Source organism: Anaerotignum sp. (assembly GCF_040307045.1).
Classification (GTDB): Bacteria; Bacillota; Clostridia; order Lachnospirales; family Anaerotignaceae; genus Chakrabartyella.
This window is the reverse complement of record NZ_JAWRKF010000020.1, coordinates 163,802-189,118: the sequence shown is the minus strand read 5'-3', so window position 1 is coordinate 189,118 and position 25,317 is coordinate 163,802. Positions and strand designations below refer to the sequence as shown.

Here is a 25,317-nt window from a genome sequence, read left to right as displayed (position 1 = left end):
TCGCTATTTTTGGCAAAACTGCCATGTTTCAGTATACCATACAAACGCCATGGGCTCAACGAATTTTTTCTTAAAACAAAGATAGTTTTAAAAGGCTAAACCTGATCAAACCTTAACAAAACACCCTCCATCCAAAAACTTTCCCCACTTACATTGATACTCACCAAAGGGAGTCCCTACAGCTTTTTCTGCTCTAACGAGGAATTTCCACGATTTCCAATTCATTGCCATACTCTTTGATCATATCGAAAACATCTTTTACCGATAGGAAAATTGTGGCAGTATTATCATTCGGATGAATACCAATTCGTTGCATTCCAAAAAAGTCTTTGTCAAAGAAAACCTTTACTTTTTTTTCTGTATCATTTAGCACTCCTAAAGGGGTAACTGCGCCCTTTTTAAGCCCTAAGTATTTTTCCAATCGTTCTTCGGAAGCAAAGGAAAGTCTGCTTAACCCAAATGTTTTGCCAAAAGATTTTAAGTCCACTTTTTTATCTGCACAAACAACAATTAGGTAATGATTCTCTCCTTTTCCATCACGCAAAAAAAGGTTCTTGGCAACATCCTTATCTGTATCTAATCCTAAGCGTACCATATCCTCAATGGTATATGCAGCTTCATGGTCAACCCACTCATAGGCAATATCTTTTGCATCCAATAATTTTCTGACCGCTTCTTTGTTGTACATTTGTTTTCCCTCTTTCTATTGTAACTGTAGGCATTATATCATAAAAACCTAAATTGGACAAAAAAGGAAATAAAATGAGTACTTCACTTTGCATACCAACTCATTTGATTTAACCTTGATTTTAGCCCAAAACCTAAAAATTTAAGGAATTCTAGCCCAATTTTTAAAACGTATTATACTAATTTACATTGAAATACCAAGTTAAAAATTAACACTTTGAAATAAAATAAATTGTTTACAAAATGTTCATAAACCCTACACACCCAATTCATAAACCTATCTTATCATAGAATCATCCTTAAGAGAAGCAAGGATAAAGCAAATAACATAGTAATACATACCCTCCCCTTTTTAAAAGAGCCCAAACGGCTCTTTTTTTCTTTTGCTTTCTAAAAATTAAAAAACTTTTCAAAAAGTAATCTGTAATTTTTACTGGTATCAAGTTAATTATGGTATAATAAGAAGAAAATTTCCACCAAAGAGGTGTTATGATGAGAACAATCAGAGAAGATGCGCAAAAAATAATCCATAGTTCCATTGAAAGTGTATTGCCAGATATTGCCGTTAAGCGAGCCTTAGAAGGCCTATCTTTTAGGGGGAAAGTTATCGTTGTCGCCATTGGAAAAGCAGCATGGAACATGGCAAATGCCGCCAGCGAATTTCTTGGCAACCGCATACAAAAAGGTATTGTCCTTACCAAATATCAACACAGCCAAGGCGATATCAAAAATTTTACTATATTAGAAGCTTCTCATCCCCTTCCTGACGAAAATACCATTTTGGGCACACAGGAAATTATCAAAGCTGTCGCTAATCTTGCCCCTGAGGACACTGTCATATTTTTGGTTTCTGGTGGTGGATCGGCCTTATTTGAAAAACCTGCAGGAAATTTGAACTTAGCTGATTTTTTAGAAATTACAGATCAGCTATTAAAATGCGGAGCTGACATTGTTGAGATCAATACAATCCGGAAACATCTATCAGCGGTAAAGGGCGGAAAATTTGCAACTATGTGCGCTCCAGCCCATGTATTCACTATTGCGCTTAGTGATATTTTGGGGGATAGACCCGATTCTATTGCATCCGGTCCTACCTGCCCAGATTCTTCCACCTGTCAGGATGCTTTTGCCATAGCTGAAAAGTATCAGCTTTCTTTGTCCGAAGAGATGAAAAAACAACTTTCCATAGAAACACCAAAGGTAATTCATAATAACACAATGCAAATTACCGGCAGTGTAAACGAACTTTGCTTAGCAGCAGCAAAGGAAGCAAAAGCTCTAGGATATACCCCCATAATTTTATCCACTTTTGTTGATTGTGAAGCCAAAGAAGCAGGACATTTCCTTGCATCTATTGCCAAAACAATCCAAAAAGATGGCTTCCCACTAAAGCCCCCTTGCGCCATTATTTGTGGCGGAGAGACTGTTGTACGCATTACAGGCAAAGGAAAGGGTGGCAGAAACCAAGAATTGGCTTTATCCGCCGCTGCATCTATAGCTGGAATGGAAAATATAATGATTGGAGCTGTTGGCTCTGATGGCACAGATGGGCCTACAGATGCAGCTGGTGGTTTGGTTGATGGTAAAACAAAAGAGAAACTGTTGAATTTAGGTATGTCTATCAATGACATTCTACGGGAAAATGATTCTAATCGGGCATTGGCCGCTGCGGACGCATTGGTAATCACAGGCCCTACAGGAACCAATGTAAACGATTTATATTTCCTGCTGTGCAAAGACAAATAACGAACTTTTTACCATATATCATTTGCAACGTTTTTTCCTATGGAATTGAGGATTGCTTTTGCATGTATTGGTTCCAATTATTTATATTTTGAATATTGACACAGGTGTGAATACAAAAAAGAGGCTTGCGTCATGCAAACCTCTTTTTTATTCCTTTACTGGGGTTAAGAAAAAAGGATCTAGCTTCCAAAATCAAAGTTGCAACAAATTTTCTCCCTCTGGCGTTAAGGGAATTAAATCTTCACAATTTAACAATGATAGATCAAATTTTCTATTCAATGCTGCAAAATGCTGTATACCAAAACCAATTTTATTTAAATAAGAGAACACACCAATGGCACCCGTGGAGAACTCTTTTGCACATTTTCCATAAATGGAACATAAATCTGGTAAGTCGCTATAAATTTCCTCAACCGTTGATCCAAACCCTTCAAACAATTCGGGAATGTTTCCAGCCTTTATCTGATCGCCGATTTTTTTCCCAGTCATGGCAGCTGCCATAGCTGCCCTACACAACCCAACAGAAGTGATATATCCCTCACCCAAAGCCAAAGCTTTAAAGACCTGGTCTTCACTGGCAAAGCCTCCCGTTATAGTAATAGCAGGCAATTGCAGTCCCTCTATTTCTATTTTTTTACAAATTTCAACAATTTTCTTTTCAAGTACAACAGTGGGATATGACCATTCATTCATCATTTTTGATGGGCTATAACCCGAGCCACCACCGGCACCATCAAAGGTAACCATGTCTATTTCATTAACACAGGCCATCCTAAGTACCCGCTCCAAATCTGCTACATCAAAACCTGCCATTTTAAAGTAAATATTCTCAGCGCCTAACTCCCGCAAATGATCAATATGTATTTTGATGTTTTCCTCAGTCCACACAGGGAATCTACCACAAGAATAAAAGCTTGGACATTCGCCCCTCTCATTGGCTTCCCTTACCCCTGGATCCAAAGGATCAGGATGCACAATGCAGCCCATCCGTTGTTTCTCCAAAGCCATTTCGTAGTTTTTCAATCGTTTTAAGGGTTGAACACCCTTTGCCGCCTGTCCAAACTTTATTTCAATTGCCTTGTAGCCGTATTTCTCTATTGCAATTTCAGGTACCCCCATTAAGTTATCATCGGCATTGCACTGTAAAATAAGCTGCCCGTACCCACGATAATAGGGTGCATAGCTATCCATAATTTCCTTTAAATACGGGAACCCGGTTATCTTTCCATTTTCAATAACTAGGTTTGGATCATTATTTCTTGCATCCTCACCAACAACGCAGCTGACACCCGCCATTGCCGCTCCGCCAAAATAATCCCGCCAATTCAATTTGATCAAGGCGGGTAATATTAGGGGCAAATCCATTTTAATTCTATTTTTTATGCCATATTCTGTTTTTAAATTTACATCAAAAACAGTTATTTCTTCCAAAGTTTTTTCCGTTCCCAAAGCGCCAAACGCCCGTCCGTTTATGTTGAAATGGGAAAAATCCAAGGGGTAATTTTTTTCACTTGCGATCTGGTTAGTACCAGTTGTAATTGGGTAAACTGTTCTTGCACCAAGTACCGCTGCCAGTGCTATTTCGCAAGTTCCATTACAATCCTCCGTGCAAAGGGAACACATCCCCGAAGGCGGTGAAATAAACTTGCTAGAATTTCTACCCGATGTAAAACCGGAGGTTAACGTTGGAGAGTACGACATAATAAACACCCTTTCTTTGATTGATATGATTAGAAACCGGTGAAAACAACACGCCGAGATTACACTTACAGTAAAATATTACCACAAATTCTTAAGTCCGTAAATGAAAATACAGAAGAATTATACAAAAAAAAGCACAGGAAAAATCCTGCGCTTTTCATAAGGAAGTCTAGCTTCCTTCATTGCCCAACGATATGAAGAGCTGTTTCTTGCATAACCAAAAAATAATTTATATTATCAATGCCTAGGCATTTTCAATACAGAATCAAAATCGATTAAGCACGTGATACGTTAGCAGCCTGAGGGCCTTTTGCTCCCTGAACAACTTCAAATTCTACTTCCTGGCCTTCTTCAAGTGTTTTGTAGCCGTCAGCCTGAATAGCAGAGAAGTGCACAAATACGTCGTCTTCACCAGGAACGGAGATGAAACCGAAACCTTTTTCTGCGTTGAACCATTTTACTGTACCCTTTTTCATTGAATAAATCCTCCTACATAGATAAATAAGAACTGTTACAAGTCAATACTACCATATATTTCATAAAGTGTCAACGCAAATTTCCCACTAAATCACTGTTCTCGTTTACAAAGATTCGTAATTTTCGTCATTTTCTAACGTATTTTGCTGTATTGCAGCCCTAGCTAATTGGTCACATCGCTCATTTTCCGGATTATCAGCATGTCCCTTTACCCAAATAAAGGAAACTTCGTGAATTTGTAACAATTCAAGCATGCGTTCCCACAAATCTATGTTAGATGCTTTTTCCTTATTGTTACGCATCCAACCTTGGCTTCGCCACTTTTTAAGCCAACCTTTTTCTATGGCATCAACCACATATTTGGAGTCACTATAGAGCTTTACGTTGCAGGGTTCTTTTAATGCCTCTAGGCCTTTGATTACAGCCAAAGCCTCCATTCGGTTATTTGTGGTTTTACGAAAACCTCCTGATAACTCTTTTCGAGCAGAACCATAAAGCATTACTACGCCATATCCCCCTGGTCCCGGATTTCCAGAACAAGCCCCATCGGTATAAATCGTTACCGTTTTCATTCCTTCTCCTCCTCCAAAAAACAAGCTCCCACCAACAAATCTTCCTTTGTGGTAATCTTGATATTTTGATAGCTTCCTTGAATGACTTTAATTTGTACGCCTGCAAACTCTGCAACAGAAGCATCATCTGTGCCCAGAAATCCTTCACGCTGAGCTTTTTCATAAGCCTGTTGAATAATCTCCCTACGAAAGGTTTGAGGTGTTTGGATATGCCATAAGGTGCTTCGATTTGGTGTTTGCAAAACAATACCCTTCTCATCACATACCTTCATTGTATCCTTCGCAGCTACCCCAAGGACACAACCACCATACCTTTGCGCCGCCTCTACGGAGCGTTCTATCATATCTTCTGTCACAAAAGGACGTACCCCATCGTGAATTAAAACTGTGTCCATCGTCTTTGATAGAGCATCAAGTCCACTCCTTACTGAATCTTGTCGCTCTTTACCTCCAACTACAACAGCCATTACCTTTTTCCAGCCATAGTGCCTCACCATGGCCTTTACGTCCTCAACATAATCCTGGCCTGTTACTAAAATAATTTCTTGAATCATAGAGAAATGCTCAAACCGCCCTACGGTATGGGCTAGGATTTCTTTCCCCCCTAGCTTTAAAAACTGCTTGCTCACTGGCGCACCCATCCGCTTTCCTTTTCCCGCTGCCACAATGATTGCAGCTGCATTTGTTTCACTGCTCATGCAACTTCTCTCCCTTTTATAAAATAAAAGCCCTTTGCAATCCTTTACAAAGGGCTAATTCTGCTTCAGGGCTTTTATAAATTTCAACTATGAGGCAGCTGCTACCATTTTTGTAAAAATCATTCTGCCCGCTGCTGTTTGCAATACGCTAGTTACAACTACGTTTTTGGTTTCACCAATAAACTTATTGCCACCATCCACAACGATCATCGTACCGTCGTTTAAATAAGCAATACCCTGGCCTGCCTCTTTCCCCACTTTAATAATGGTTACCTGCATTTCTTCCCCAGGAAGAACCACAGGTTTGATTGCATTTGCCAACTCATTAATGTTTAATACCCGTACGCCTTGAAACTCAGCAACTTTATTTAAGTTATAATCATTTGTAACTACAAAGGCATCCATGCTTTCTGCCATTTTTAACAGCATAGAGTCAACTTCCATAGGTTGCTTTGTTGTAAACTCTTTGATTTCAACTGGAACAGCCAATTGCTTTTGGATTTCATTAAGGATGTCTAAACCCCTGCGACCACGGTTTCGTTTTAAACCATCTGCTGAATCCGCAATATGGCGTAACTCTTCCAAAACAAAATCAGGAATAATAATTTTACCTTCTATGAACCCTGTTTGCAATAAGTCCAGAATTCTACCGTCAATAATTACACTAGTATCTAAAATCTTCGGTTGCCCATAAACAGAAACTTTTTCTTGTGGCGTTAATGCTGGAATTAAAATTTTCTGAAAATTCTTAACATCAAATTCGTCCTTTTTTCTTCTCGCAACACGAATACCTAAAAGACCAAACATGACATTTAATAATACCACAATAAAAGTACCAATCGCACCAAATCCGTTAAAAGCAACGCCTATTAGATTTGCAATTACTAAACCGATAACACAACCCAATACAGTCAGCGCCAATTCTTTCACATTCATTTTGGTTAATTTGTCTTCCGTTTGAGAAAGCCTTTTTAAAATCATTTCCGTTATGTGCGAAGATAAGATAAGATAAAATATAAGTCCGGTAAATACTGCTAAGCCTGCGGGAACATAAATTGGAATAGCGACATTCCATTGGAACAAGTTTGCTACAAATAAAATATGCATTATTGCATAGGTCACCGCCATAACGATTAAACTCATAAGAATCTCAACAAGTCTTTTCACCTTTCCACCTCCTTCCCCAGGTTTTTGGCAAAAGGGTATAGTACCCATACTTTACCATAAAATAATATTATCAATTTTCTAGCCAATTTGCAAGAAGTTCTTCAGCTTTTTCACTGTTAATTTCGTATACAGATATGATTTCACTTAGTACAATTTGCCTTGCTATGCCTAACAATCTGCATTCTACTGAAGATAATTTTTTCTTTCTTTCTTGCTCACAAAGTAATTTTATAACTTCTGTTGCTTGCTCAAGTTTCCCTGTTTTCAGTCGACTAAAGTTTTCCTTATACCTTTGATTCCAATTTTCTGACAATGCAGGCTTACTTTTGCCAACACGCACAATAGTCTCCTCGACAGTTATCTTTTCTTCTAAAACGCGAATGCCAGTATCTGCAGCACGATCTTTCGGAATTCGGATTCTTACATTACCTGTGGGAATACGAATAATATAGTATTCACCCTCTTCTGTTCCTTCGATATCTTCGATATAGCCAGCCCCATGCATTGGATATACGATTTTTTGCCCTGTTTGAAACATGATGAATCCCTCCTTTTCCCTAATTTTTTCCGAAAAAGGGGATTCTTATGCCAATTTTAAGACTTTATTATATTAAATCATTTTTTGCCTAAAGTCTTTAAGTTTTTCTGTCAATTTCTTTACATTTTTCAGCTAGAGTCTAAATTTTATTCACTGTTGCCAGTTGTAAACATTTTTAGACAATACTATTATTTTCACATAATGATTTATGTATTCTTTGCCGCTAATTGAGGAATTCTTTAAAGAAGATAAATAAAAAAAGGACTATTAAATTTGGGAAATCTGTATAGAATAAAATAGGCATTTGAGAAAATTTGTTTTAATGCAAAATGCATTTTTAATTTTTACATCACAGAACTAACAACCTTTATTTATTTATGCTTTTATAAGAAATACACATAATACGTAAAACATAGTTATTTAAACTACGTATTGCGTTTTGATATTGCAATCCATTCGTTTGTTTGGTATATTATGTATAACGAAATATTGTACCGAAGGAGGACGCTATGACAGATTACGAAATTTTCAGCGACGGCGCTTGTGATATTGGTAAAAAACGAGAACAAGAACTTGGTATTTCTCTAATTCCTTTTTATGTTTCTTTAGACCATGAAAAATATTATAAGGAAATTGAGGAAATTTCTTTAGATGAGTATTATAAATACATGACAGAACAGAAAGGCTATCCAAAAACATCCCTGCCCTCTGTCCAGGATTTTATAGATGCTTTTCGTCCTGTGTTGCAAGAAGGGAAAGACATTATTTGCCTTACCATTACTCCCTCTTTAAGTAGCTCCATTCAATCTGCAACCACTGCAAAGCAGATGCTGGAAGAGGAATTTCCAAATGCAAAGATTTATGTGGTGAATTCTTGGAACATCACAGGTTCTCAAACTTTATTGCTCATGGAAATGGCTAGAATGAAAAAAGATGGCAAGACCATTGACGAAGTTCTTGCGTATGTAGAAATGGCAAAATCAGATGCCCGAATCCACTTTATGGTTGGGGATTTGAGTTATTTAGAAATTGGCGGACGAATCGGAAAGATCGCTGCCTTATCTGGTAGTATCCTAAAAATCAAACCTCTCATCATCCTTAAGGGGGGTGAAATAAACGTGGGTGGAGCCGTACGAAGCAGAAAAAAAGGCCTTGCAAAATTAGTTGAAATCACCCTAGAGCACTTTAAAACAACGGGTGAAAACCCTAAGGATTATATTTCTCTTGTTGGCACGACAAATGTTTGGGAAGATGTTCCCGAGTTTGAGGATGACTTAAAAAAAGCACTGCCAGACATGGAGTTTATTCCATCTTTTCAAATTGGTGCCACGGTGGCTTCCCACACTGGTCCTGGAACAATTGGTGTTTGTTTTGCCAAGAAATATGAAGCATATCATATCTAGTTTTAAAAAATTATTAAGCGGTAATCAAGATTTTTGGTTATCGCTTTTTTAGCTAAACATAAAGATGTTGGTTTCTTGCAAGCTTTTACAAGAAAAAAACAGCTTCCATAGAATTTGTTAATTTTCTGCTATCCTCACATTAGCATGTTAGAAAAATCTGAAATTCACCTCTATTCACTTTTTACTATTAAAATAAAAAAACAGCAGATGCAAACACCTGCTGTTTTTGTTTTATTTATATTGATGTAAAACGTGATCAACAACACCAATTGCTCTACCATCTTTTATGAAAACACGAGGAACTCTTTTTGTAATAACACATGTAAGTTCATAGTTAATGGTTCCCAAAATTTCTGCCAACTCCTCAATGGGTAGAATCTGGTCTTTTTGACGACCGAATACAACAACCTCGTCCCCCATTTTTACATCAGGAATTCCAGTTACATCCAACATAATTTGATCCATACAAACACGACCCACCACAGGTGCATAGTGGCCATTTACAAGCATCCTAGCTTTATTGGATAAAGCACGGCTATATCCATCTGCATAACCAATGGGGATAGTTGCTATCACGCGGTCTGTTTCAGCTGTATATGTTCTGCCATACGAAAGCTGGGAACCCGCTTTTACATGCTTAATCAAACCGATGGTTGTTTTTAATGTCATTAAAGGCTTTATATCAATCATACCACTACATTCTCCCGAGGGAAGCATACCATATGTAATAATACCGGAGCGACACATACCGAGGTGTTTTTCGGGGTATGCGATGGTTGTTGCACTATTAGCACAATGGCAAATGCCAACGTCTACGCCTGCATCTTTCAATGCATTTACCATCTTATTAAAACGTGCAAACTGCATTTCAGTGAAGTTAGGGTTGTCACCTTGATAAGCATCCGCAACGGCATGATGGGTAAAAATTCCAGTAATGTGAATATTAGGCATTTTACTAACTTCAATCAATTCTTTGAAAGATTCCTGGAAGTTTTCTTCATCACTCTGGAAGCCAACACGGGTCATGCCCGTATCCAGTTTTACATGGGCATCAATCACTACCCCTGCCTTTTTTGCCTCAGCCTGCAAGGCCTTTGCATAGTCCATACCAACCAAAGCCTGTGTTAGTTTATATTCATCCATTAATTTTGCAGTCTCAACAGGGGTATAGCCTAAAATCAAGATTGGCTTATCAATGCCCTCATTGCGTAAACTCATACCTTCTTCAATATTGGAAACACCGAACCAATGGAAGCCAGCTTCCTGTAAAGCACGAGATACAAAACCATCACCATGGCCATAAGCATCGGCCTTTACAATGCCCATCACTTTTTCGCCTTCTGCCAATTTCGACTTAATACTGTTGATATTATATGCCAATGCATCCATATCAATTTCAGCCCAAGTTCTTCTGATAAAATCCATCTCATTTCCCCCTTTGCACTTCTCCTAATAATTAAAATTGCCTTTTATACCTAAATTGGTAGCATCTTCACAACCTTATATATTATAGTACAAGTGACGATAATTTTCAATATTTTCCACTATTTTTGTTTAACTTTGCCAAATTTATGCCAGATACAGCCTGGTGAACAATTCATAGGCCGAATGAATGGCTTCGGCACCATCCCCTATTTTGTCTGCGTCGCCAACCAATGCATAGGACAATCTCTCATCCATCAATGGCAGGGTTAAATACCCATACTCATTAGGCTGGGATCCAGTGGCTAGTATAATTGTATCGGCCTGTAAGAAGAATTTTTTTTCTCCAATGGAAATAAACACTTTATGATCTTCCAAAGCATCTGCATTGGTATCTGCCATAAACTGAACCCCTTTTGCCTGCAAATTAGAAATAAGAGGCCTGACTAATTGATCTAGATCCTTTCCAAAGGAAGACAGGCTTTCTATTATTTTTATTTTTCTCTCTGCGTCCAATTCTTTTATATAGGCGGCTGTTTCAAGGCCAACAGAGCCACCACCAATAATTACAATTTGCCCTTCCTCCGATTGGTCTGGCAAAGCAACCTGGCCAGAAAGCACATCATTGGCAAATATACCTTTTTCGGCTCCTTCAATTTGGGGGCTTTGGGGTCTACTTCCCGTTGCAATCACTGTAAAGTACGGTTTCTTGTCTAGTAAAAATTTTTCACTGCACTTTTCTCCTAAAATAAACTTAACCCCTAAATTTATTAAAGTTTCCTCCATATAAGAAATATAAGCACTAAGAGCTTCTTTTTTTGGGGGCTTTGCTGCTAAGTTCAGTTGCCCACCAATAGAAGTATCTTCTGAAATCACCGTTGTCATAAACCCTCGCTCTGCTGATTTTTTCGCTGCTTCAAGCCCCCCTGGGCCACTACCAATTACGATAACCTCCTTGCGCGTTGCCACCTTTCTACGCTGGTTTTCAAAGTACTCTTGGCCTGCTTCCGGGTTAAAGCCACAGCTTAATTCCTTCCCTTTTAATACACCACTAATACATCGGTTGCAACCTTGGCAGGGTAAAAAAGGTTCTTTTTTTTCTACACGATTTGCAAAGGAAGGGTCAGCTAAAAATGCCCTTGCGGTGCCAACAAAATCACACATACCTTCAGCAAGCAGCTTCTTTGCAGTTTCTCCATCATGGATTCGATTACAAGCTATGACTGGCAGTGGTATATATTTCTTTAAAACACCTGCAAGGGGTGCATATGCTCCTTTTGCCACATGGTAGGAAATCTGTTCAACGGGAGATTCATGCCACCCACCTGTTACTGTAACTCCATTAATATGCTCTGATGCCAAACGACAAAGAGATATGGTATCCTCCAAACCATAACCACCGTCTACCATCTGGGCACCGGAAACCTTTAACAATATGGGATAATCCCCAACCTGTTCACGCACAGCTTGGATTACCTCAAGGGGATAGTTCATTCCTCTATTTGTGGAATATCCATAATCATCTTGCCGCAAATTTGTAATGGGAGAAAGAAACTCTGACAATAAATATCCTGCTGAAGCACTAATTTCCACCGCATCAACCCCTGCCCTTTTACACAAAGCGCCTGCTAACGCAAAGTCTGCCTTTGTTTTGATTAACTCAGCCTCGTCCATTTCTAGGGGTTCTGCCTTAAAAATAGGCGATGCCACAACCGAAGGCGCAAAAAGCCGTTTCATCCCATGGTTTTTTTCATTTTCGTTTCGCCCACAGTGAAAAAGTTGCACAATAAGTTTGCAATCATGCTGATGCATTCTGTCTGCCAACGCTTTTAAACTTTCATTTTCTAAGGTTGGTGCTTGGTGCATGCCCTTTAGGCTTCCTGCCTCATTCACAGCTAGCACCATGGTTACGGCAGCAGCTCCGCCTTTTGCCCGCTCTTCATAAAAGGCAATCTCTCTTTTCCCAATGGCACTATCAACTGCATAACCCGTATGCATGGCCAGCATAATCCAACGATTTTTCAATTCCAAACTTCCTATTTTAAATGAAGAATACAGCATAAAACTCCTCCGTTTCTTTGAAAAGTATCCATTTTTTTATGATGAGTATGCAATAGATTTTTGTTCCAATGATTGTAAAATCAGTATAACATAAAAAAACTTCTTTTACTATAAACCAGGATGTCAATTAATTGATGCAAAAAACCCCCTGTATTCTTTCGAAAAACAGGGGGTTTTAAAGCATAATTACAATCCAACAAACAGAAGAATCAAGCCTTCATTTCTTTCAGACCCATCAACCCTTCGCCGAACAATGCAGCATCCATCAACTTGATTTCGCCATTGGCATCTCTATCAATGATAGGTTCGAATTCCATCATATCAAGAATCTGTGTCTGAAGGTCGATACCAGGTGCAATCTCAGTTAAGTGCATACCGTCTTCTTTGAGAACGAATACACATCTTTCTGTAAGGTACATTACCTGCTGCTTATTAGCAAGGGAAACGTCACCGTTAAAAGTAATTTGTTCAACAGCCTTGATAAACTTTTTCTGTTTACCTTCCTGGATGATGTTTACTTTACCATCTTCCACTTTAACCTTCAAGCCACCAGCTGTGAAAGTACCACAGAAGAACACCTTAGGTGTGTTCTGAGTAATGTTGATAAAGCCGCCACAACCAGCGATACGAGGGCCAAATCTAGAAACGTTGATGTTACCTTTTTCATCACATTCAGCAAGACCAAGGTAGCAAAGATCCAAACCGCCACCATCGTAGAAGTCAAACTGATATCCTTGATCGATAACTGCATCAGGATTCTGCGCAGAACCAAATCTGATACCACCCTGAGGTACTCCACCAACAGGACCACCTTCTACTGTTAAAGTCATGAAATCGCCAATGCCTTCTTCACAAGCAACAGATGCAACATATTCAGGTGCACCTACGCCCAAGTTAACAGCAACGTCTTTTTCCAATTCAACAGCACCACGACGGCCGATGATTTTCTTTGCACTCAAAGGCAAAGGTTCAGGCAATGTGTCAGGAGCACGTTTTTCACCAGACAATGTAGGATCATAGTCACAATCCAATGTCTGCTGATGATCAGCAGGATCAGCAACAACAACATAGTCAACATAGATGCCAGGAACTTTAACAAGTCTAGGGTCTAATGTACCAGCTTTTACTACTCTTTCTACCTGAACAACAACGATACCTCCACTGTTTTTAACAGCCTGGCACACGGAAGTGCCTTCCAAAGGAGCTACTTCTTTTTCAAATGTGATATTACCGGATTCATCGGCATATGTGCCTCTGATCAAAGCGATGTCAATAGGGAATGCAGGGTAGAACAAGTAGTCCTGACCTTTAATATTCACCAATTCAACAATATCTTCAGTAGTGATGTCATTTACCTTACCGCCACCATTTCTGGGGTCAATGAAAGTACCCAAACCTACTTTTGTAAAGCAACCAGGTTTGTGACCTGCAATGTCTCTAAACAAATGGCACAATGCACCCTGAGATACGTTGTAAGCTTCCATTTTGTTTTCCAAAGCCATTTTCGCCATAGCAGGAACTGTTGCCCAATGACCTGCAATAAATCTTTTTAACAGACCTTCGTGTGCAAAATGTTCAGCACCACGACCGTCTTTGTTACCCTGAGAACCACAATAAACATATGTAATGTTGTTGGGTTCGCCTGTTTCAAGGAATCTTTTTTCTACTGCTTTATCAAGAGCTTCAGGAATTGCACTTGCTACGAAACCACTTGTTGTGACGGTATCACCATTCTTAATCAGCTTTGCAGCTTCATCAGCGGTAATAATGGGAACTTTTCTCATCGTCGAAAATCCTCCTAAATCTTAGTCCATTCTTTTGCTTTTGCTTATTACAATACACTGGGGTAGTCACCCACCCCAGTGTAGAGTTATCGTATCAATGTTTAATTAAATTACAGCATTTCTACGAAGGACTGCAATCTTGTCTTAACCTGTTCGAAAGAAGAAACTTCCTGGTCAACTTCAATCAAAAGGTTCTTGATGCCCTTTTCTTCAAATTCTCTGTACATTACAGGGTAATCCCATTCTTCAGGATCACAGAATTTCATCATTGCAACGATGATAGCATCTGCACCTGTCTGAATTGTTTTGTTAATCAGCATCTTGCCGCGGCCTTTCTTTGTATCAGTTGCAACGGAGCAACCGTACATCTGCTGCCAAGCTCTTGCCATTCTATAAAGAGGGCCATCTTCGCCATTTACCACGTCAACACGGATCTGTCTGGATTCCTGAGCCAAGTCGTCATCAACGATAGCAATTTTGAATTCATTGAAGATGTCAAGCAATTCGTTGGGCTCAAGTAAGATACCTGTAACAACAACTTTCTTGCCATCCCAAGGCTGAACAGGCATAGCCTTAACTTCAGCGATGAGTTCTTTTACAAGTTCTGTGTGTTTTTCTTTCAACATGAACTGTCTTGCTTTAAACACTGCGTGACGGCTTACAGCATCAATTACCTGAGGGTAATCAGCTGCAACTTTTACGAATTCACGCATAACTGCTCTATTTTCATTGTAAATTGCAATGGAGTTTTCCAAAGCAACGTTTGTAATCTGAACATCTAAGATAGCTTCCAACTGTTTTTTAACCAATTCGTATTCTGTTACTAAGAACTGGTTAGCAGCTTCCAAGCCTCTGTTCTGAGGGTGTGTAAACACGATTACTGGAGATGTGCCTTTCCATTTCTGGCTTAAGCACTTCAATGTGTCACAAGGTACGGAGAACAATACTGCAGAAAGATCGTCGTAAGCGCCTTCGCACTGTAACTCCATAACCTGCTGCATAATAGAACAAGCAAATGCAGGAAGGTATGTACGAGCTTTAGAGATTGTTTTACCCTGTGCGCCCCAGATGCCCATAGGCAAATAACCTGTTGCATGAATCAATTCTTCGGGAGCATAAATAGGCATAATACCTACTGCGCCTTTACCTGTTTCAGCTTTATAATCATCCATTGCTTTTTTAGGATTTGCTGCAATGTCTTTTAATTGGGATAAAATAGCTTCTACTTTACTCATCGTTTTCTCCTCCTCTTATTCTGCTGCTGCCATGTTGGCTTCCATCATTTCAACCAGAGCCTGAACACGTGTATCGAACTGAGCGGGAGAGAATACGCGAGGATCTGTCTGATCGCCGTCGAAACTTACGTAAGGCAAGCCGTTCTTTTCTTTGATGATTTCAGCTGTTTCTACGTTCAAGAAACTCATAAGCTTGCAACTTCTGTTCAGGTGGTAAACTGTACCGTCTACTTTACCTTTTTCCATGATGTTTAACAATACTTCAACCTTGTTATCCAAGCATGTATTGATGTAGATTCTTGTGTAAGCTTCTGCCATGGAGTGCAAAGATTCGTCGTTTGCATCATAGTGCAAATCCCAAAGTGCAGGATAAGCTGTACCTGTCATGATAGAGCCAAGACCCTTCATTGCTTTGAAAGTGTGACCTAAGTGAGGCCATACAGCAATACCTTCCCACTGGAAACGTGTTTTTTCTGCGCCCTTGAATGCGTAGATACCAGCCTTGAGGTTTTCTTCCAATTCATCAGCAAATGCTTTGAATGTGATTTCTGCATAATCTAAGGAACGGCAAGCAACGATCAGAGCCATGTAGTTGAACAGGTCGAAACCATTCAAAGGAGATGGTTTGTACTGAGCCATAGCAGCGATTCTGTTCCAATGGTATACGGAACGCTGAGTCTGATCTCTTACTTCTTTAAACTTCTTCCAATCGAAAGGTCTACCACAGATTACTTCCAACTGAGAAATAGCATTTCTGAACTGGTCTGCAATGTAAGCCTTTGCATATTCAGGAATAGGCATTGTGTGGTTGAAAGGAACGTCGATAACGATGCAAGGGATGTCCAGTTCCGCTGCAAGGTTTTCATACCATTTCAACAATGTATTACAAATGTTATTACATGTGATAACTAAGTCAGGCAGAGGAACGTCTGCTGCAGGGGAGTTAACCAAAACCTCAGGTTTTACACCTGTGATTGCTGCTTCTTTCAGGCATTCCATGTAACCCATGTTTACTCTGCCGTAAGAGCAGCAGTCAATGTTATAGCCTTTTCTGTCTGCAACTTCTAACATATCCATAGCGCCTTTTCTAGCACCAATACCTGCGGAGTGGGTTTCAGGATAAATCATTGCAATGCCCATTGTTACGCAGAATTCAGGGGGAGCTACGGAAGCGGACCAACAAACAAGATCGCCTCTTGCTTTTGCTTCTCTTGCATCCTGATCAGCCTTGCTCTGGTAGTAGGCTAACAACTGTTTTGCTTTCATGCCTTGTGTTAAACTCATTCTAATCCCTCTTTCTTATTTTTTTTGTGCCGCTTCATATGCGAACAATGCCGCACCCAGCGCGCCTGTCGTTTGTGGATTTGGTGCCACAATTACATCTGTTTTCAATACACCAGCTACCGCTCTAACTACACCTGCGTTTTGTGCTACGCCGCCTGTCATGACAACGTCTTTTTCGACGCCGCCTCTATAAGCCAAGCCGCAAGCTCTGCTGGCAACTGAAAGGTGAACACCTTTAATGATGTTATTTCTACTTTCGCCGTTGGATAACTGAGAGATTACCTCAGATTCAGCGAATACTGTACAAGTACTGCTAATAGGTGCAGTATCCGTAGCCTGTGCATCCAACTCGGCCATTTCATCCAGAGTCGTTTCCAATACTCTTGACATTACTTCAAGGAAACGCCCTGTACCTGCCGCACATTTATCATTCATAAAAAACTGCTTGATACCACCCTTGTCATCCAGACGGATTGCTTTTGCATCCTGTCCACCGATATCAATGATGGTGCGTGCAGTGGGTACCAAATAATAAATACCTTTTGCATGGCAGCTGATTTCGCTGATTTGTTTGTCAGCATCAGTAAATGCAAATCTACCATAACCTGTTGCAACTACATAAGAGATATCTTCTCTAGTGAGTCCGCTTGCCTTATAGGCCTGTTCCAGAGCCCTTTGAGGACCCGTAGAGCCTGTTCCCACCTGAACTACCTCTGCAGCTACAATATCTTTTCCGTCCTTCAAAATAACAACTTTTGAAGAAGCGGAGCCGACATCAATGCCCATTGTATACATCTTTTGTCCTCCTCCAAATTACCTTCTGTATTAACCACGCGAAAAAACTCGTTGGATATCAATTTTTTAAGTTTATAGGCACCCCGTGTTTACGCCTTAAAACTTGGAGAACTTACCTTAATTATAAGAGGGTAAGTACAATGACAATAGAAAAAACCTATATTCGACGTTAGTTTAGGAATATAAGCCACTTTTTCATTTATCAAAGGTAACATAGAAGGTATTGCATGAATCTTCCTGTTACTGTTTTGATTATAACACCTTTGTATTTTTATTGCAACCTATATTGTTAAAAATTTATTATGATTTGAATTTTTTTGAGTATTTTCACTGCAAAAAAAAATTGAAATAAATATCAATCTTCATTTTTATAAAAAACTCGGCAGTAAAACCTAATTTTTTGTTTAAAAAAACTTATTTCTAGCTAAAAATTTTTTGAATTATAGCAATTCGTCTTTCTTACAGGAAATTTTGCTTAAAAATAATTGTCTCCCACCCCATTTTGCATATAGGCTAAAAGCAGGATAAACCCTCCCATAGTTTCGTGTAGGTTTTGATCTCTCCCACTTTTTTGTTAAAAATTACGCAAAAAAGCCATGTTAAGTGTGCATATCATGTGTTCATATTTCACGGTTTTACATGAAATTATACATAAATTTAGCGGTCTTTCTTCCCGAGAGACCGCTTTGTCTGAGAAACGCCCCCAGGAAAGGGCTTTTGTTTCTCTGTTAATACAAAATGTTATTTCATGGACTATCCATGTAGGAAAAGTCTACATAAAAATCAAACTTTAACCCACCTGTTTCTGGTAGAAACTTTTAAAATGAAACCATTATTGGGCTTCGAATTGGTTGAGTGCCTCTCGGATTACTTTCCCGGCGATTGGCGTTGCACTGCCATAAGCATTGGAATTTTCAACGACAACAGCAACCGCAACCTTTGGATCCTCCGCTGGCGCAAAGCCTACAAACCACGAATGATCATTGCCCGTTGCATTCTCAGCGGTACCAGTTTTTCCCGCTACTTTAACTCCATTGATTGCTGCAGCTGTACCTGTTCCGTTATCCACAACAGAAACCATCATATCTCGCAGAAGTGCAGCTTCTTCAGTTGTACAGATTTCTGTAAGCTTCTTTGGCACCGTCTGCTTACCAGCTTTTCCATTGTTATACTGAATGTGGTCTATAATATAAGGTTGCATCATAATCCCCTCATTGGCTATAGCGGATGCTAGCATTGCCATGTATAAGGGCGTTACCGCCGTTCTACCCTGGCCAATGGCTGTCTCAACCAGCTCGCTCTGGCTTGCCTCCGACTCCAGCCCAATTTTACTTTGACTATAAGCCAACTCAAACTTAGCCGGTGTTTCCATTCCAACCCGTGCCATCACCTCGCGTAGCTTCCCACGGCCAATTTCTGTTGCCATTTGTGCAAAATAGCAATTGCAGGAAACCGTCAGCGCTTGTTTCATATCTACCGTTCCATGAACCTTATTCTTGTAGCAGTGAATCACCTTATTTTCAAAAGAAGCTTCACCTTTGCATTCATACGTTCTTGTTTGCCAATCCTTTACATTCTCCATAATGGAAAGTGCCGTTACTAACTTAAAAGTAGAACCAGGTGGGTATACACCCTGAGTCCCTCGGTTCACCAAAGGGCTATCCTCATCATCTTTTAGCGAGTCCCAATTGGCTGCAACTTTATTCGGATCAAAATCGGGGTAGGCCTGTAATGCAAGAATTCTGCCTGTTGAGGGCTCCATTACCACAATGGCACCTTTTGCGTTGCCCAACAAGTTACCCGCTGTACTTTGTATATCCATATCAACTGTTACTACAACACTGTTTCCCATCAATTCCTTTCCAGTTGCAATCCCTATAACTCGCTGGAAAAATTCATTATGCAACGCCATCATTTCAAAATTTTCGGCGGCTTCTACGCCGGTTTTGCCAACACTGCTATACCCAGTGATATGAGCTGCCATACGCCCACGAGGATATTTTCTAATATAAGTTCCATCACTTTGCAACTCGCTGGTGGCCAGGACTTCACCATCCAAATCCATAATGTCGCCTCGGCGAATTGTGTTATCTACATAGCGCAAGCGAGAGTTATAGGCATTACTGGAAATTCCTTGTCTATCCACCAATACCAGTTTGCCCAAATAGCCAAGTAATAAGAAAAAACAGAGCGCCAAAAGCCAAAAAACTCGTCTTATGCTTCGTTTCATATTATTCATAGTCTTGACCGCCCTCCATTCCCATGATTGGAGGTGCTTCTTCATCTATCCCATGCTGTTCGCAATAAACGCAAACCCATTGCAAAAGCCCCATCATCATCAAACTAACCAAAACAGACGTGCCACCATAACTAACAAAAGGAAGGGTTACTCCCGTTAAGGGAATGAGCTTAATAACACCACCTATGATGACAAAAGCCTGGAAACACATCATCGTTGTAACGCCAATAGCTAATATACTATAATATCTTCGTCTACAATCCAATGCAATTCTTACCCCTCGGTATAATAGCATAATAAAGATACAAATAACGCCTGCGCCAAATAGAGTCCCAAATTCTTCGCAGATGGCGGCAAAAATAAAGTCACTTTCCACAACAGGGATGCTTTTTGGCATACCTTTTGTAAGACCACTACCCAAAAGACCCCAGGTGGTGATGGCAAACAAAGAATTGACTATTTGGTAACCACCACGATCAATATCTGCCCATGGGTTTTGCCAAGCGGCAACGCGCACCCGAACATGAGAGAAAATTTTGTAGGCTAAGGTAGCCGCAAAGCCTGCGGCACCTATACCCAGCAAAAACAAAAACTCGTTAGCAGTGGCAATATACAGCATTACCATATAGGTCATGAAGAAAAGCAATGCACTACCCAGATCTTTTTGCAACACCAAAAGAGCCACAACCCCAGCACTCAGAACACCAGTGATTATAAATTCTTTCCATTCTATGCGCTTTCGAAAAACGCTTGCCAGATAGAAAATAAACAGAAACTTAATTAATTCCGATGGCTGGAATGTGAAGCCCCCAATGCTCAACCAGTTCAAAGACCCATTTCTCTCTACACCGAAAATTTTTGTGCAAAGCAATAAGCCGTAACAAATGATTATATACGCCCATTCAAAAACCTCAAAACGGGGAATCAATCTAAAAAAAAGAGGAAGCATAAGCATACCAATCAGACCAATGACCATCCACACCAATTGCTTATAGGCCAAACCTGGTGCGAGCCTTTGAAGCATAATCAAGCTTAAGTCCATTAAAAATAGCATTCCCGTCCAGATAAGGGGGCATCCTTCATAATAAAAACGATCTAAAAAATGAATGGCTGCCAACAAGAATAAACAGCCTGCCCCTCCAAATAATACAGTTTTCCAATCATATATTAATGTATCCCGATTGTAGGCTAAAATGAGAAAAGCCGTTATGTGCATCAAAATAATAAGGCGTCGTTGAATTGAAACCGCACGGTAGGGGCTACCTAAGAAGCCCCCCTGTTCGTACGCAATATAAACAATGCCTTGCCATAAAAAAAAACCAATATAAAAGATAAATAGGTATCTGCTCAAAATTATCAACAGATCAAACATAACCTCACTCCACTCCGCGGAAGAAATGCCCTTTCGTATTACCCTTTTCCTTCATTTCCTCCAAAAGGTTCCTTGTTTCTGTACTAATTTTTTTAGGGTCTTGGGTCATTTCCGCATACGCCTTTGTAATTCTTGCCGCACGCCCCGGTCCCTCTTTTGTAAAATCTAAACGAACACTCCCCGTTACACTTTCTAAAATTTCATCATAGAATTTCAGTGTAAACAGGGGTTTGCTGTTTAAAATAGTACATACACAGCTTTCGCAGTCTGTCATCAAAGGGAATTTCAATCCTTTTCTATCTCTTAAGAAGTATAACTCTGTATTGTCTCTTTCAGAACAATAGAAGTGTCCCTCTTTGCCTCCTACATAATTGCCAATGGGGCACTGCTGCGTTTTCATCAGTGGCAAATATCCATAAACAACCATTTCACAGCTAGAATCACCCATGGTGTTAATTTCTTTTAGGTTTGCTTCAACAGAAAGGCATACTTCATTTGCTCCTTGTTGCTTCCAGAAGGCCACACCCTCACCATTGATTACATTTAAAGTATAATCTACAGTAATTTTCTTCCCACTATCCTTCACCATACCAAATTGCCCAGCTGAACGCACCAAGAACCCATCAATATCTTTTTCTTTCAAACGTTCAATCATGGCATTATCAATATCCTTACGCCATTGTCTGCTCACTTTAGGTAAAGCAGCATAAAGGCTTATCCCAAAACGACGACAAAGCCCTATGGCTGTATCCAGGTTCCTTTCCATTTCTGCCGAAGCTTCATAGTAAATAACCTTTAAGTCTTTGGTGCGAACAATTGCTTCAAGCTGCATAAAATCTGCCACCAAAGCGTGGAGTTTTTTATGCAGTATATAGGGCTTTTTCTCCTCATCCCTTGTTTCAGAATCGCCAAAATCAGGACGTTTTGATTTTTTCAAAATCCCTTCTTCCAAGGCCTCAACACCATTTCTTCTAAGCTGATTTAGGGCACTGATGCTAACATAAACATCATCATCCGCCTCTAAATCCAAGCTTTCCAAAACGAAAGAAGTTGTTCCCATTTTTTCTATTTGCTGCTTCATTTTTTCCGGTGAAGTTGGTTGGTTTTCTGCCCCTTCAACAGCATCCCCAGTAACATAAACACTATTGCCACCCATATCCCAAAGTTGAAGGGCTAAAGGCTGATCTTTTTTGGCTTTTAGTAGACCCCAAATAGATTTTTTGCGATTATCTTTTTCCCAAGTTTTCCGAAGGGTATCATTTAAGGATTTTCCATAGGTACGATATACAACATCATTTTTCTCAATATCACCTTCTAGTGTCAGGGAAATTACTTCCCCAGCCTTAGAAGCCTTGGAAATGCTTGTACCCACATGAGGGCCCTGGGAAGTCCAAATCTCTATACCATCGCCAGGTACCAATGGCTCACGGGTACGAATGGTAACACGGTTATATTTAGGAATATAGCTATCTACAAATCCTATCTTTAACCCCCAAGTTTTGGGACGTTCAACGCTCATCATATCTTTTCCGCCGGCAGAGGTATAGTAGCCCTGGCTAAAACCACCACGATTGAAAAGCTGTGTCAGCGTTTTCATATCCTCTAAGGAAACTTCATAATGCTCAGGGTCATCAAAATATAAATCAATATATTTTCGATAAATCCCTGTTACACCCGCCACATATTCGGGGTTTTTCATTCGACCCTCAATCTTTAAGGAGGCAATTCCTGCTTCAATTAATTGAGGTAAAATACTTACTGTTTGAATATCTTTGGGGGAAAGCAAATATCCCTCTTGCAGCTTATCCTGCCCTTTGTATAGCGTATATGGTAAGCGGCAAGTTTGGGCACACCGTCCACGGTTACCACTTCTTCCCCCCAACACACTGCTCATAATACACTGGCCAGAATAGCATACACATAAAGCACCATGAACAAAGGTTTCAATTTCTGATTGGCTTTGGGATGTAATTTCTTCGATTTCATCCAAAGAAAGCTCTCTGCTTAACACAATCTTAGAAAAGCCTAAGCTTTCCCAATAGCGAACATCCTCCAAGGAGTTTGCTGTCATCTGTGTGCTTGCATGTAGAGGAAAATCAGGGTAGGTTTCCCTCACTAGCTTGGCCGCACCACTATCTTGAAGTATAAGGGCATCTACTCCCATTTTGTATAGCTTGCCAATAAAAGCAATAAACGCCTTCAGTTCTTCATCTTTGTATAATGTATTTACCGTTACATATACTTTCACTCCCCTTAGATGGCAGTAATTGCAAGCTTCTTCCAATTCCTCCAACGAAAAATTTCCCGCAAACTGTCTTGCGCTAAAAAGCTTTCCACCTAAGTATACGGCGTCGCAACCATTGTTAACCGCCGCCTTCAAACTCTCCATGGAGCCTGCCGGAGCCAATAATTCAGGCTTATTCCTTGCAGACATATTCATTCTCCTCTCTCTTTGAACAATCCTTTTTATAAAATATCTTGGTATAAATAGAGATTGTTTCCACTAAAAATCTAACTATAAACAAAGATAGATTCTTTCATTCACTGTTTATTTTTATTATTGCCAAAAAAAAGCAAATCACCTTTCGTTTCTTTGAAAACGAAAGGTATTTCTTTATTTTTTACAATATTTTTCTCGAATGACTTTCCGAATCATTTCTTTTTCAGTCTGTCCACCCTTTAAACCCATGGGATAATGTTGAGGTTGCATCTCCTGGTTATGTTCCATGGGATTGTTTCCTTTGTTATGCTCTACGGATAGCCCCTGATTTGAATTCGTTTGAGGTATTTCCTCAGCATCCTTCCCTTGGGAAGTTGCTTTTTCTATCTGCTCAAGTTTTGCCCTTAATTGGGTCAGTTCCTGTTTTGCCTCATCTAACTCTGCCTTTGTATGATCCACCTGGGGAATTAGTTGCTCAAGCCTTGTGCTTAAGCCCAAATTTCGGCCTTCTAATTCTGCATTTTTTTCTTTTTCTTTAAAATAGTCATCCGCTACATTTAAAGCGGTTAACACATACGCTAGGCTTGTGTCCATTTTTACTGCTACAGCACTTCTTCGAATTTGATGGATTTTCTCGTCTATGTATGCCGCCACTGCTTTCATATGTACTTCTGATTCCTCTCCCACTAACGTAAAGGACTTTCCATCCACGGAAATCTTTATTCTATTTTTCAAAGAACTTGCACTCCTCTCTGCCCTTTACAAAATATGACTGAAAAAACACGATACTCAAATATAACTTACAAAAAAAATAACGTCTACTTTAATAAAGACAATTACCTATTGTTAGAAGGTTCAGATCATATTGAACCATTCTTCTAAATGCTATTCAGAAGGTAAACTCCTTCAAAAATTCACCTCTATCTGTTATCTGTAAGTTTTTATGCTATTTTCTTTCCTCTTATTTTTATCTTCACAAAAGCTTACACCAAGATTAAAAAACACTTAATTTATGGGAACATATAGCTTTCATGATTATACCATATCTGCTCTCGGTAAGAAATGTTTTTTTACAATAAAAAAAGCCTCTTGGCAAGGTTTGCCCTACCAAAAGGCCGTCAATCTCTAGCAAATAATGAAATTATTTGTTGTTTTTTGCAAATTCATAGCCCATTTCAAAAGCTTTTTTGTTATCGGGGATGAATTTTGCTTTAGCACCACCAAATACATGGTTAAAAGCATCATCAATACTTTCTACTTTGACAGAGCCGGTTGCCTGAATAACAGCACCCAAAAGGATAATGTTAGCCAATTTTGCACTGCCAAATTCCTGTGTTGCCATTGTGTTTGCAGGAACGCTTAATACACGAATATCTTCCTTTGGCTCTTTCACTGCTGCCAAATCAGAATTCAAAACCAATGCGCCACCTTTTGCAAGAATGTCAATAAATTTATCTAAAGAGGGCTGGTTCATCGCAATTACACAATTTGCATCACTGGTAATTACAGGAGAGCCAATAGGTTCGTCAGATACGATTACATGGCAGTTCGCTGTACCACCACGCATTTCAGGGCCGTAGGATGGGCACCATGAAACTTCATGACCTTCCAACATACCTGCATAAGCCAAAATTTTACCCATAGAAAGAGTACCCTGGCCACCAAAGCCTGCACAACAAATTCTCTGTGTATTCAT

The 25,317-nt window shown here is 39.7% G+C and carries 20 protein-coding genes; 2 read left to right on the top strand and 18 right to left on the bottom strand.

Features of this window, described 5'->3' with window-relative positions; genetic code table 11:
* Positions 1-193: 193 nt before the first annotated feature.
* Positions 194-688 (bottom strand): prolyl-tRNA synthetase associated domain-containing protein, encoded by a 495-nt coding sequence (locus ABVZ64_RS10960; RefSeq protein ID WP_352401051.1) that lies wholly within the window; start codon positions 686-688, stop codon positions 194-196.
* A 491-nt stretch (positions 689-1,179) separates the two neighbouring features.
* On the opposite strand from ABVZ64_RS10960, the gene ABVZ64_RS10955 reads away from it, so the two are divergent.
* A complete protein-coding gene (locus ABVZ64_RS10955; protein ID WP_352401050.1) occupies positions 1,180-2,433 on the top strand; it encodes a glycerate kinase type-2 family protein in 1,254 nt (417 codons plus the stop codon).
* A 192-nt stretch (positions 2,434-2,625) separates the two neighbouring features.
* On the opposite strand, the gene ABVZ64_RS10950 is transcribed toward ABVZ64_RS10955, so the two are convergent.
* From ABVZ64_RS10950 to ABVZ64_RS10925, 6 genes are all read right to left on the bottom strand, one after another.
* Positions 2,626-4,134, bottom strand: a complete 1,509-nt coding sequence (locus ABVZ64_RS10950) for a glutamate synthase-related protein (protein ID WP_352401049.1) — start codon at positions 4,132-4,134, stop codon at positions 2,626-2,628.
* A 275-nt stretch (positions 4,135-4,409) separates the two neighbouring features.
* Positions 4,410-4,610 carry a cold-shock protein gene (locus ABVZ64_RS10945; RefSeq protein WP_352401048.1) on the bottom strand — a complete coding sequence of 67 codons (201 nt, stop codon included), beginning with the start codon at positions 4,608-4,610 and terminating at the stop codon, positions 4,410-4,412.
* Positions 4,611-4,715: 105 nt separating this feature from the next.
* On the bottom strand, positions 4,716-5,183 hold the full coding sequence (rnhA, locus tag ABVZ64_RS10940) for a ribonuclease HI (RefSeq protein ID WP_352401047.1): 468 nt from the start codon (positions 5,181-5,183) through the stop codon (positions 4,716-4,718).
* On the bottom strand, positions 5,180-5,881 hold the full coding sequence (ispD, locus tag ABVZ64_RS10935) for a 2-C-methyl-D-erythritol 4-phosphate cytidylyltransferase (RefSeq protein WP_352401046.1): 702 nt from the start codon (positions 5,879-5,881) through the stop codon (positions 5,180-5,182). The genes rnhA and ispD overlap by 4 nt, the downstream gene beginning before the upstream one ends.
* An 87-nt stretch (positions 5,882-5,968) precedes the next feature.
* Positions 5,969-7,048 carry a PIN/TRAM domain-containing protein gene (locus ABVZ64_RS10930; protein ID WP_352401045.1) on the bottom strand — a complete coding sequence of 360 codons (1,080 nt, stop codon included), beginning with the start codon at positions 7,046-7,048 and terminating at the stop codon, positions 5,969-5,971.
* Positions 7,049-7,118: 70 nt separating this feature from the next.
* Entirely contained in the window at positions 7,119-7,586 is a 468-nt protein-coding gene (locus tag ABVZ64_RS10925; RefSeq protein ID WP_352401044.1) for a CarD family transcriptional regulator, read from the bottom strand.
* Between the two features lie 509 nt (positions 7,587-8,095).
* Between ABVZ64_RS10925 and ABVZ64_RS10920 the strand changes: the two genes are divergently transcribed.
* Positions 8,096-8,989, top strand: coding sequence for a DegV family protein (locus ABVZ64_RS10920; protein WP_352401043.1), 894 nt, complete (start codon positions 8,096-8,098; stop codon positions 8,987-8,989).
* A 231-nt stretch (positions 8,990-9,220) separates the two neighbouring features.
* Here ABVZ64_RS10920 and alr read toward each other — a convergent pair whose 3' ends face one another.
* The 11 genes from alr to ABVZ64_RS10865 all read right to left on the bottom strand — a co-directional run bounded on the left by alr (position 9,221) and on the right by ABVZ64_RS10865 (position 25,317).
* Complete coding sequence (gene alr / locus ABVZ64_RS10915; protein WP_352401042.1) at positions 9,221-10,414, bottom strand: alanine racemase; 1,194 nt, start codon at positions 10,412-10,414, stop codon at positions 9,221-9,223.
* Positions 10,415-10,558: 144 nt separating this feature from the next.
* Positions 10,559-12,472 (bottom strand): oxidoreductase, encoded by a 1,914-nt coding sequence (locus tag ABVZ64_RS10910; protein ID WP_352401041.1) that lies wholly within the window; start codon positions 12,470-12,472, stop codon positions 10,559-10,561.
* Positions 12,473-12,681: 209 nt separating this feature from the next.
* Positions 12,682-14,256: an acyl CoA:acetate/3-ketoacid CoA transferase gene (locus ABVZ64_RS10905; protein WP_352401040.1), complete on the bottom strand. Its 1,575-nt coding sequence runs from the start codon at positions 14,254-14,256 to the stop codon at positions 12,682-12,684.
* 110 nt (positions 14,257-14,366) lie between these two features.
* The gene (locus ABVZ64_RS10900; protein WP_352401039.1) at positions 14,367-15,491 is read right to left on the bottom strand and encodes a 2-hydroxyacyl-CoA dehydratase subunit D; all 1,125 of its coding nucleotides are present in this window, start codon (positions 15,489-15,491) and stop codon (positions 14,367-14,369) included.
* Positions 15,492-15,506: 15 nt separating this feature from the next.
* Complete coding sequence (gene lcdA / locus ABVZ64_RS10895; RefSeq protein ID WP_352401038.1) at positions 15,507-16,775, bottom strand: lactoyl-CoA dehydratase subunit alpha; 1,269 nt, start codon at positions 16,773-16,775, stop codon at positions 15,507-15,509.
* A 15-nt stretch (positions 16,776-16,790) separates the two neighbouring features.
* Positions 16,791-17,570: an acyl-CoA dehydratase activase gene (locus tag ABVZ64_RS10890; RefSeq protein WP_352401037.1), complete on the bottom strand. Its 780-nt coding sequence runs from the start codon at positions 17,568-17,570 to the stop codon at positions 16,791-16,793.
* A gap of 832 nt (positions 17,571-18,402) precedes the next feature.
* Complete coding sequence (locus ABVZ64_RS10885) at positions 18,403-19,809, bottom strand: peptidoglycan D,D-transpeptidase FtsI family protein (RefSeq protein WP_352401036.1); 1,407 nt, start codon at positions 19,807-19,809, stop codon at positions 18,403-18,405.
* Complete coding sequence (locus ABVZ64_RS10880; RefSeq protein ID WP_352401035.1) at positions 19,802-21,181, bottom strand: FtsW/RodA/SpoVE family cell cycle protein; 1,380 nt, start codon at positions 21,179-21,181, stop codon at positions 19,802-19,804. The genes ABVZ64_RS10885 and ABVZ64_RS10880 overlap by 8 nt, the downstream gene beginning before the upstream one ends.
* Positions 21,182-21,185: 4 nt before the next feature.
* A complete protein-coding gene (locus tag ABVZ64_RS10875) occupies positions 21,186-23,615 on the bottom strand; it encodes a U32 family peptidase (RefSeq protein ID WP_352401034.1) in 2,430 nt (809 codons plus the stop codon).
* 180 nt (positions 23,616-23,795) lie between these two features.
* Complete coding sequence (locus ABVZ64_RS10870; RefSeq protein WP_352401033.1) at positions 23,796-24,356, bottom strand: cell division protein ZapA; 561 nt, start codon at positions 24,354-24,356, stop codon at positions 23,796-23,798.
* 406 nt (positions 24,357-24,762) lie between these two features.
* Positions 24,763-25,317, bottom strand: a complete 555-nt coding sequence (locus tag ABVZ64_RS10865; protein WP_352401032.1) for a 2-oxoacid:ferredoxin oxidoreductase subunit gamma family protein — start codon at positions 25,315-25,317, stop codon at positions 24,763-24,765.

What these genes read in the sequence shown, in the direction of transcription:
- ABVZ64_RS10945 (WP_352401048.1), bottom strand. Translation starts at nt 4,610, where the DNA reads ATGAAAAAGGGTACAGTAAAATGGTTCAACGCAGAAAAAGGTTTCGGT.
- ABVZ64_RS10925 (WP_352401044.1), bottom strand. Translation starts at nt 7,586, where the DNA reads ATGTTTCAAACAGGGCAAAAAATCGTATATCCAATGCATGGGGCTGGC.
- ABVZ64_RS10875 (WP_352401034.1), bottom strand. Translation starts at nt 23,615, where the DNA reads ATGTCTGCAAGGAATAAGCCTGAATTATTGGCTCCGGCAGGCTCCATG.
- alr (WP_352401042.1), bottom strand. Translation starts at nt 10,414, where the DNA reads ATGGATTTTATCAGAAGAACTTGGGCTGAAATTGATATGGATGCATTG.
- rnhA (WP_352401047.1), bottom strand. Translation starts at nt 5,183, where the DNA reads ATGAAAACGGTAACGATTTATACCGATGGGGCTTGTTCTGGAAATCCG.
- ABVZ64_RS10890 (WP_352401037.1), bottom strand. Translation starts at nt 17,570, where the DNA reads ATGTATACAATGGGCATTGATGTCGGCTCCGCTTCTTCAAAAGTTGTT.
- ABVZ64_RS10955 (WP_352401050.1), top strand. Translation starts at nt 1,180, where the DNA reads ATGAGAACAATCAGAGAAGATGCGCAAAAAATAATCCATAGTTCCATT.
- ispD (WP_352401046.1), bottom strand. Translation starts at nt 5,881, where the DNA reads ATGAGCAGTGAAACAAATGCAGCTGCAATCATTGTGGCAGCGGGAAAA.
- ABVZ64_RS10905 (WP_352401040.1), bottom strand. Translation starts at nt 14,256, where the DNA reads ATGAGAAAAGTTCCCATTATTACCGCTGATGAAGCTGCAAAGCTGATT.
- ABVZ64_RS10960 (WP_352401051.1), bottom strand. Translation starts at nt 688, where the DNA reads ATGTACAACAAAGAAGCGGTCAGAAAATTATTGGATGCAAAAGATATT.
- ABVZ64_RS10950 (WP_352401049.1), bottom strand. Translation starts at nt 4,134, where the DNA reads ATGTCGTACTCTCCAACGTTAACCTCCGGTTTTACATCGGGTAGAAAT.
- ABVZ64_RS10885 (WP_352401036.1), bottom strand. Translation starts at nt 19,809, where the DNA reads ATGAATAATATGAAACGAAGCATAAGACGAGTTTTTTGGCTTTTGGCG.
- lcdA (WP_352401038.1), bottom strand. Translation starts at nt 16,775, where the DNA reads ATGAGTTTAACACAAGGCATGAAAGCAAAACAGTTGTTAGCCTACTAC.
- ABVZ64_RS10865 (WP_352401032.1), bottom strand. Translation starts at nt 25,317, where the DNA reads ATGAATACACAGAGAATTTGTTGTGCAGGCTTTGGTGGCCAGGGTACT.
- ABVZ64_RS10900 (WP_352401039.1), bottom strand. Translation starts at nt 15,491, where the DNA reads ATGAGTAAAGTAGAAGCTATTTTATCCCAATTAAAAGACATTGCAGCA.
- ABVZ64_RS10910 (WP_352401041.1), bottom strand. Translation starts at nt 12,472, where the DNA reads ATGCTGTATTCTTCATTTAAAATAGGAAGTTTGGAATTGAAAAATCGT.
- ABVZ64_RS10880 (WP_352401035.1), bottom strand. Translation starts at nt 21,181, where the DNA reads ATGTTTGATCTGTTGATAATTTTGAGCAGATACCTATTTATCTTTTAT.
- ABVZ64_RS10920 (WP_352401043.1), top strand. Translation starts at nt 8,096, where the DNA reads ATGACAGATTACGAAATTTTCAGCGACGGCGCTTGTGATATTGGTAAA.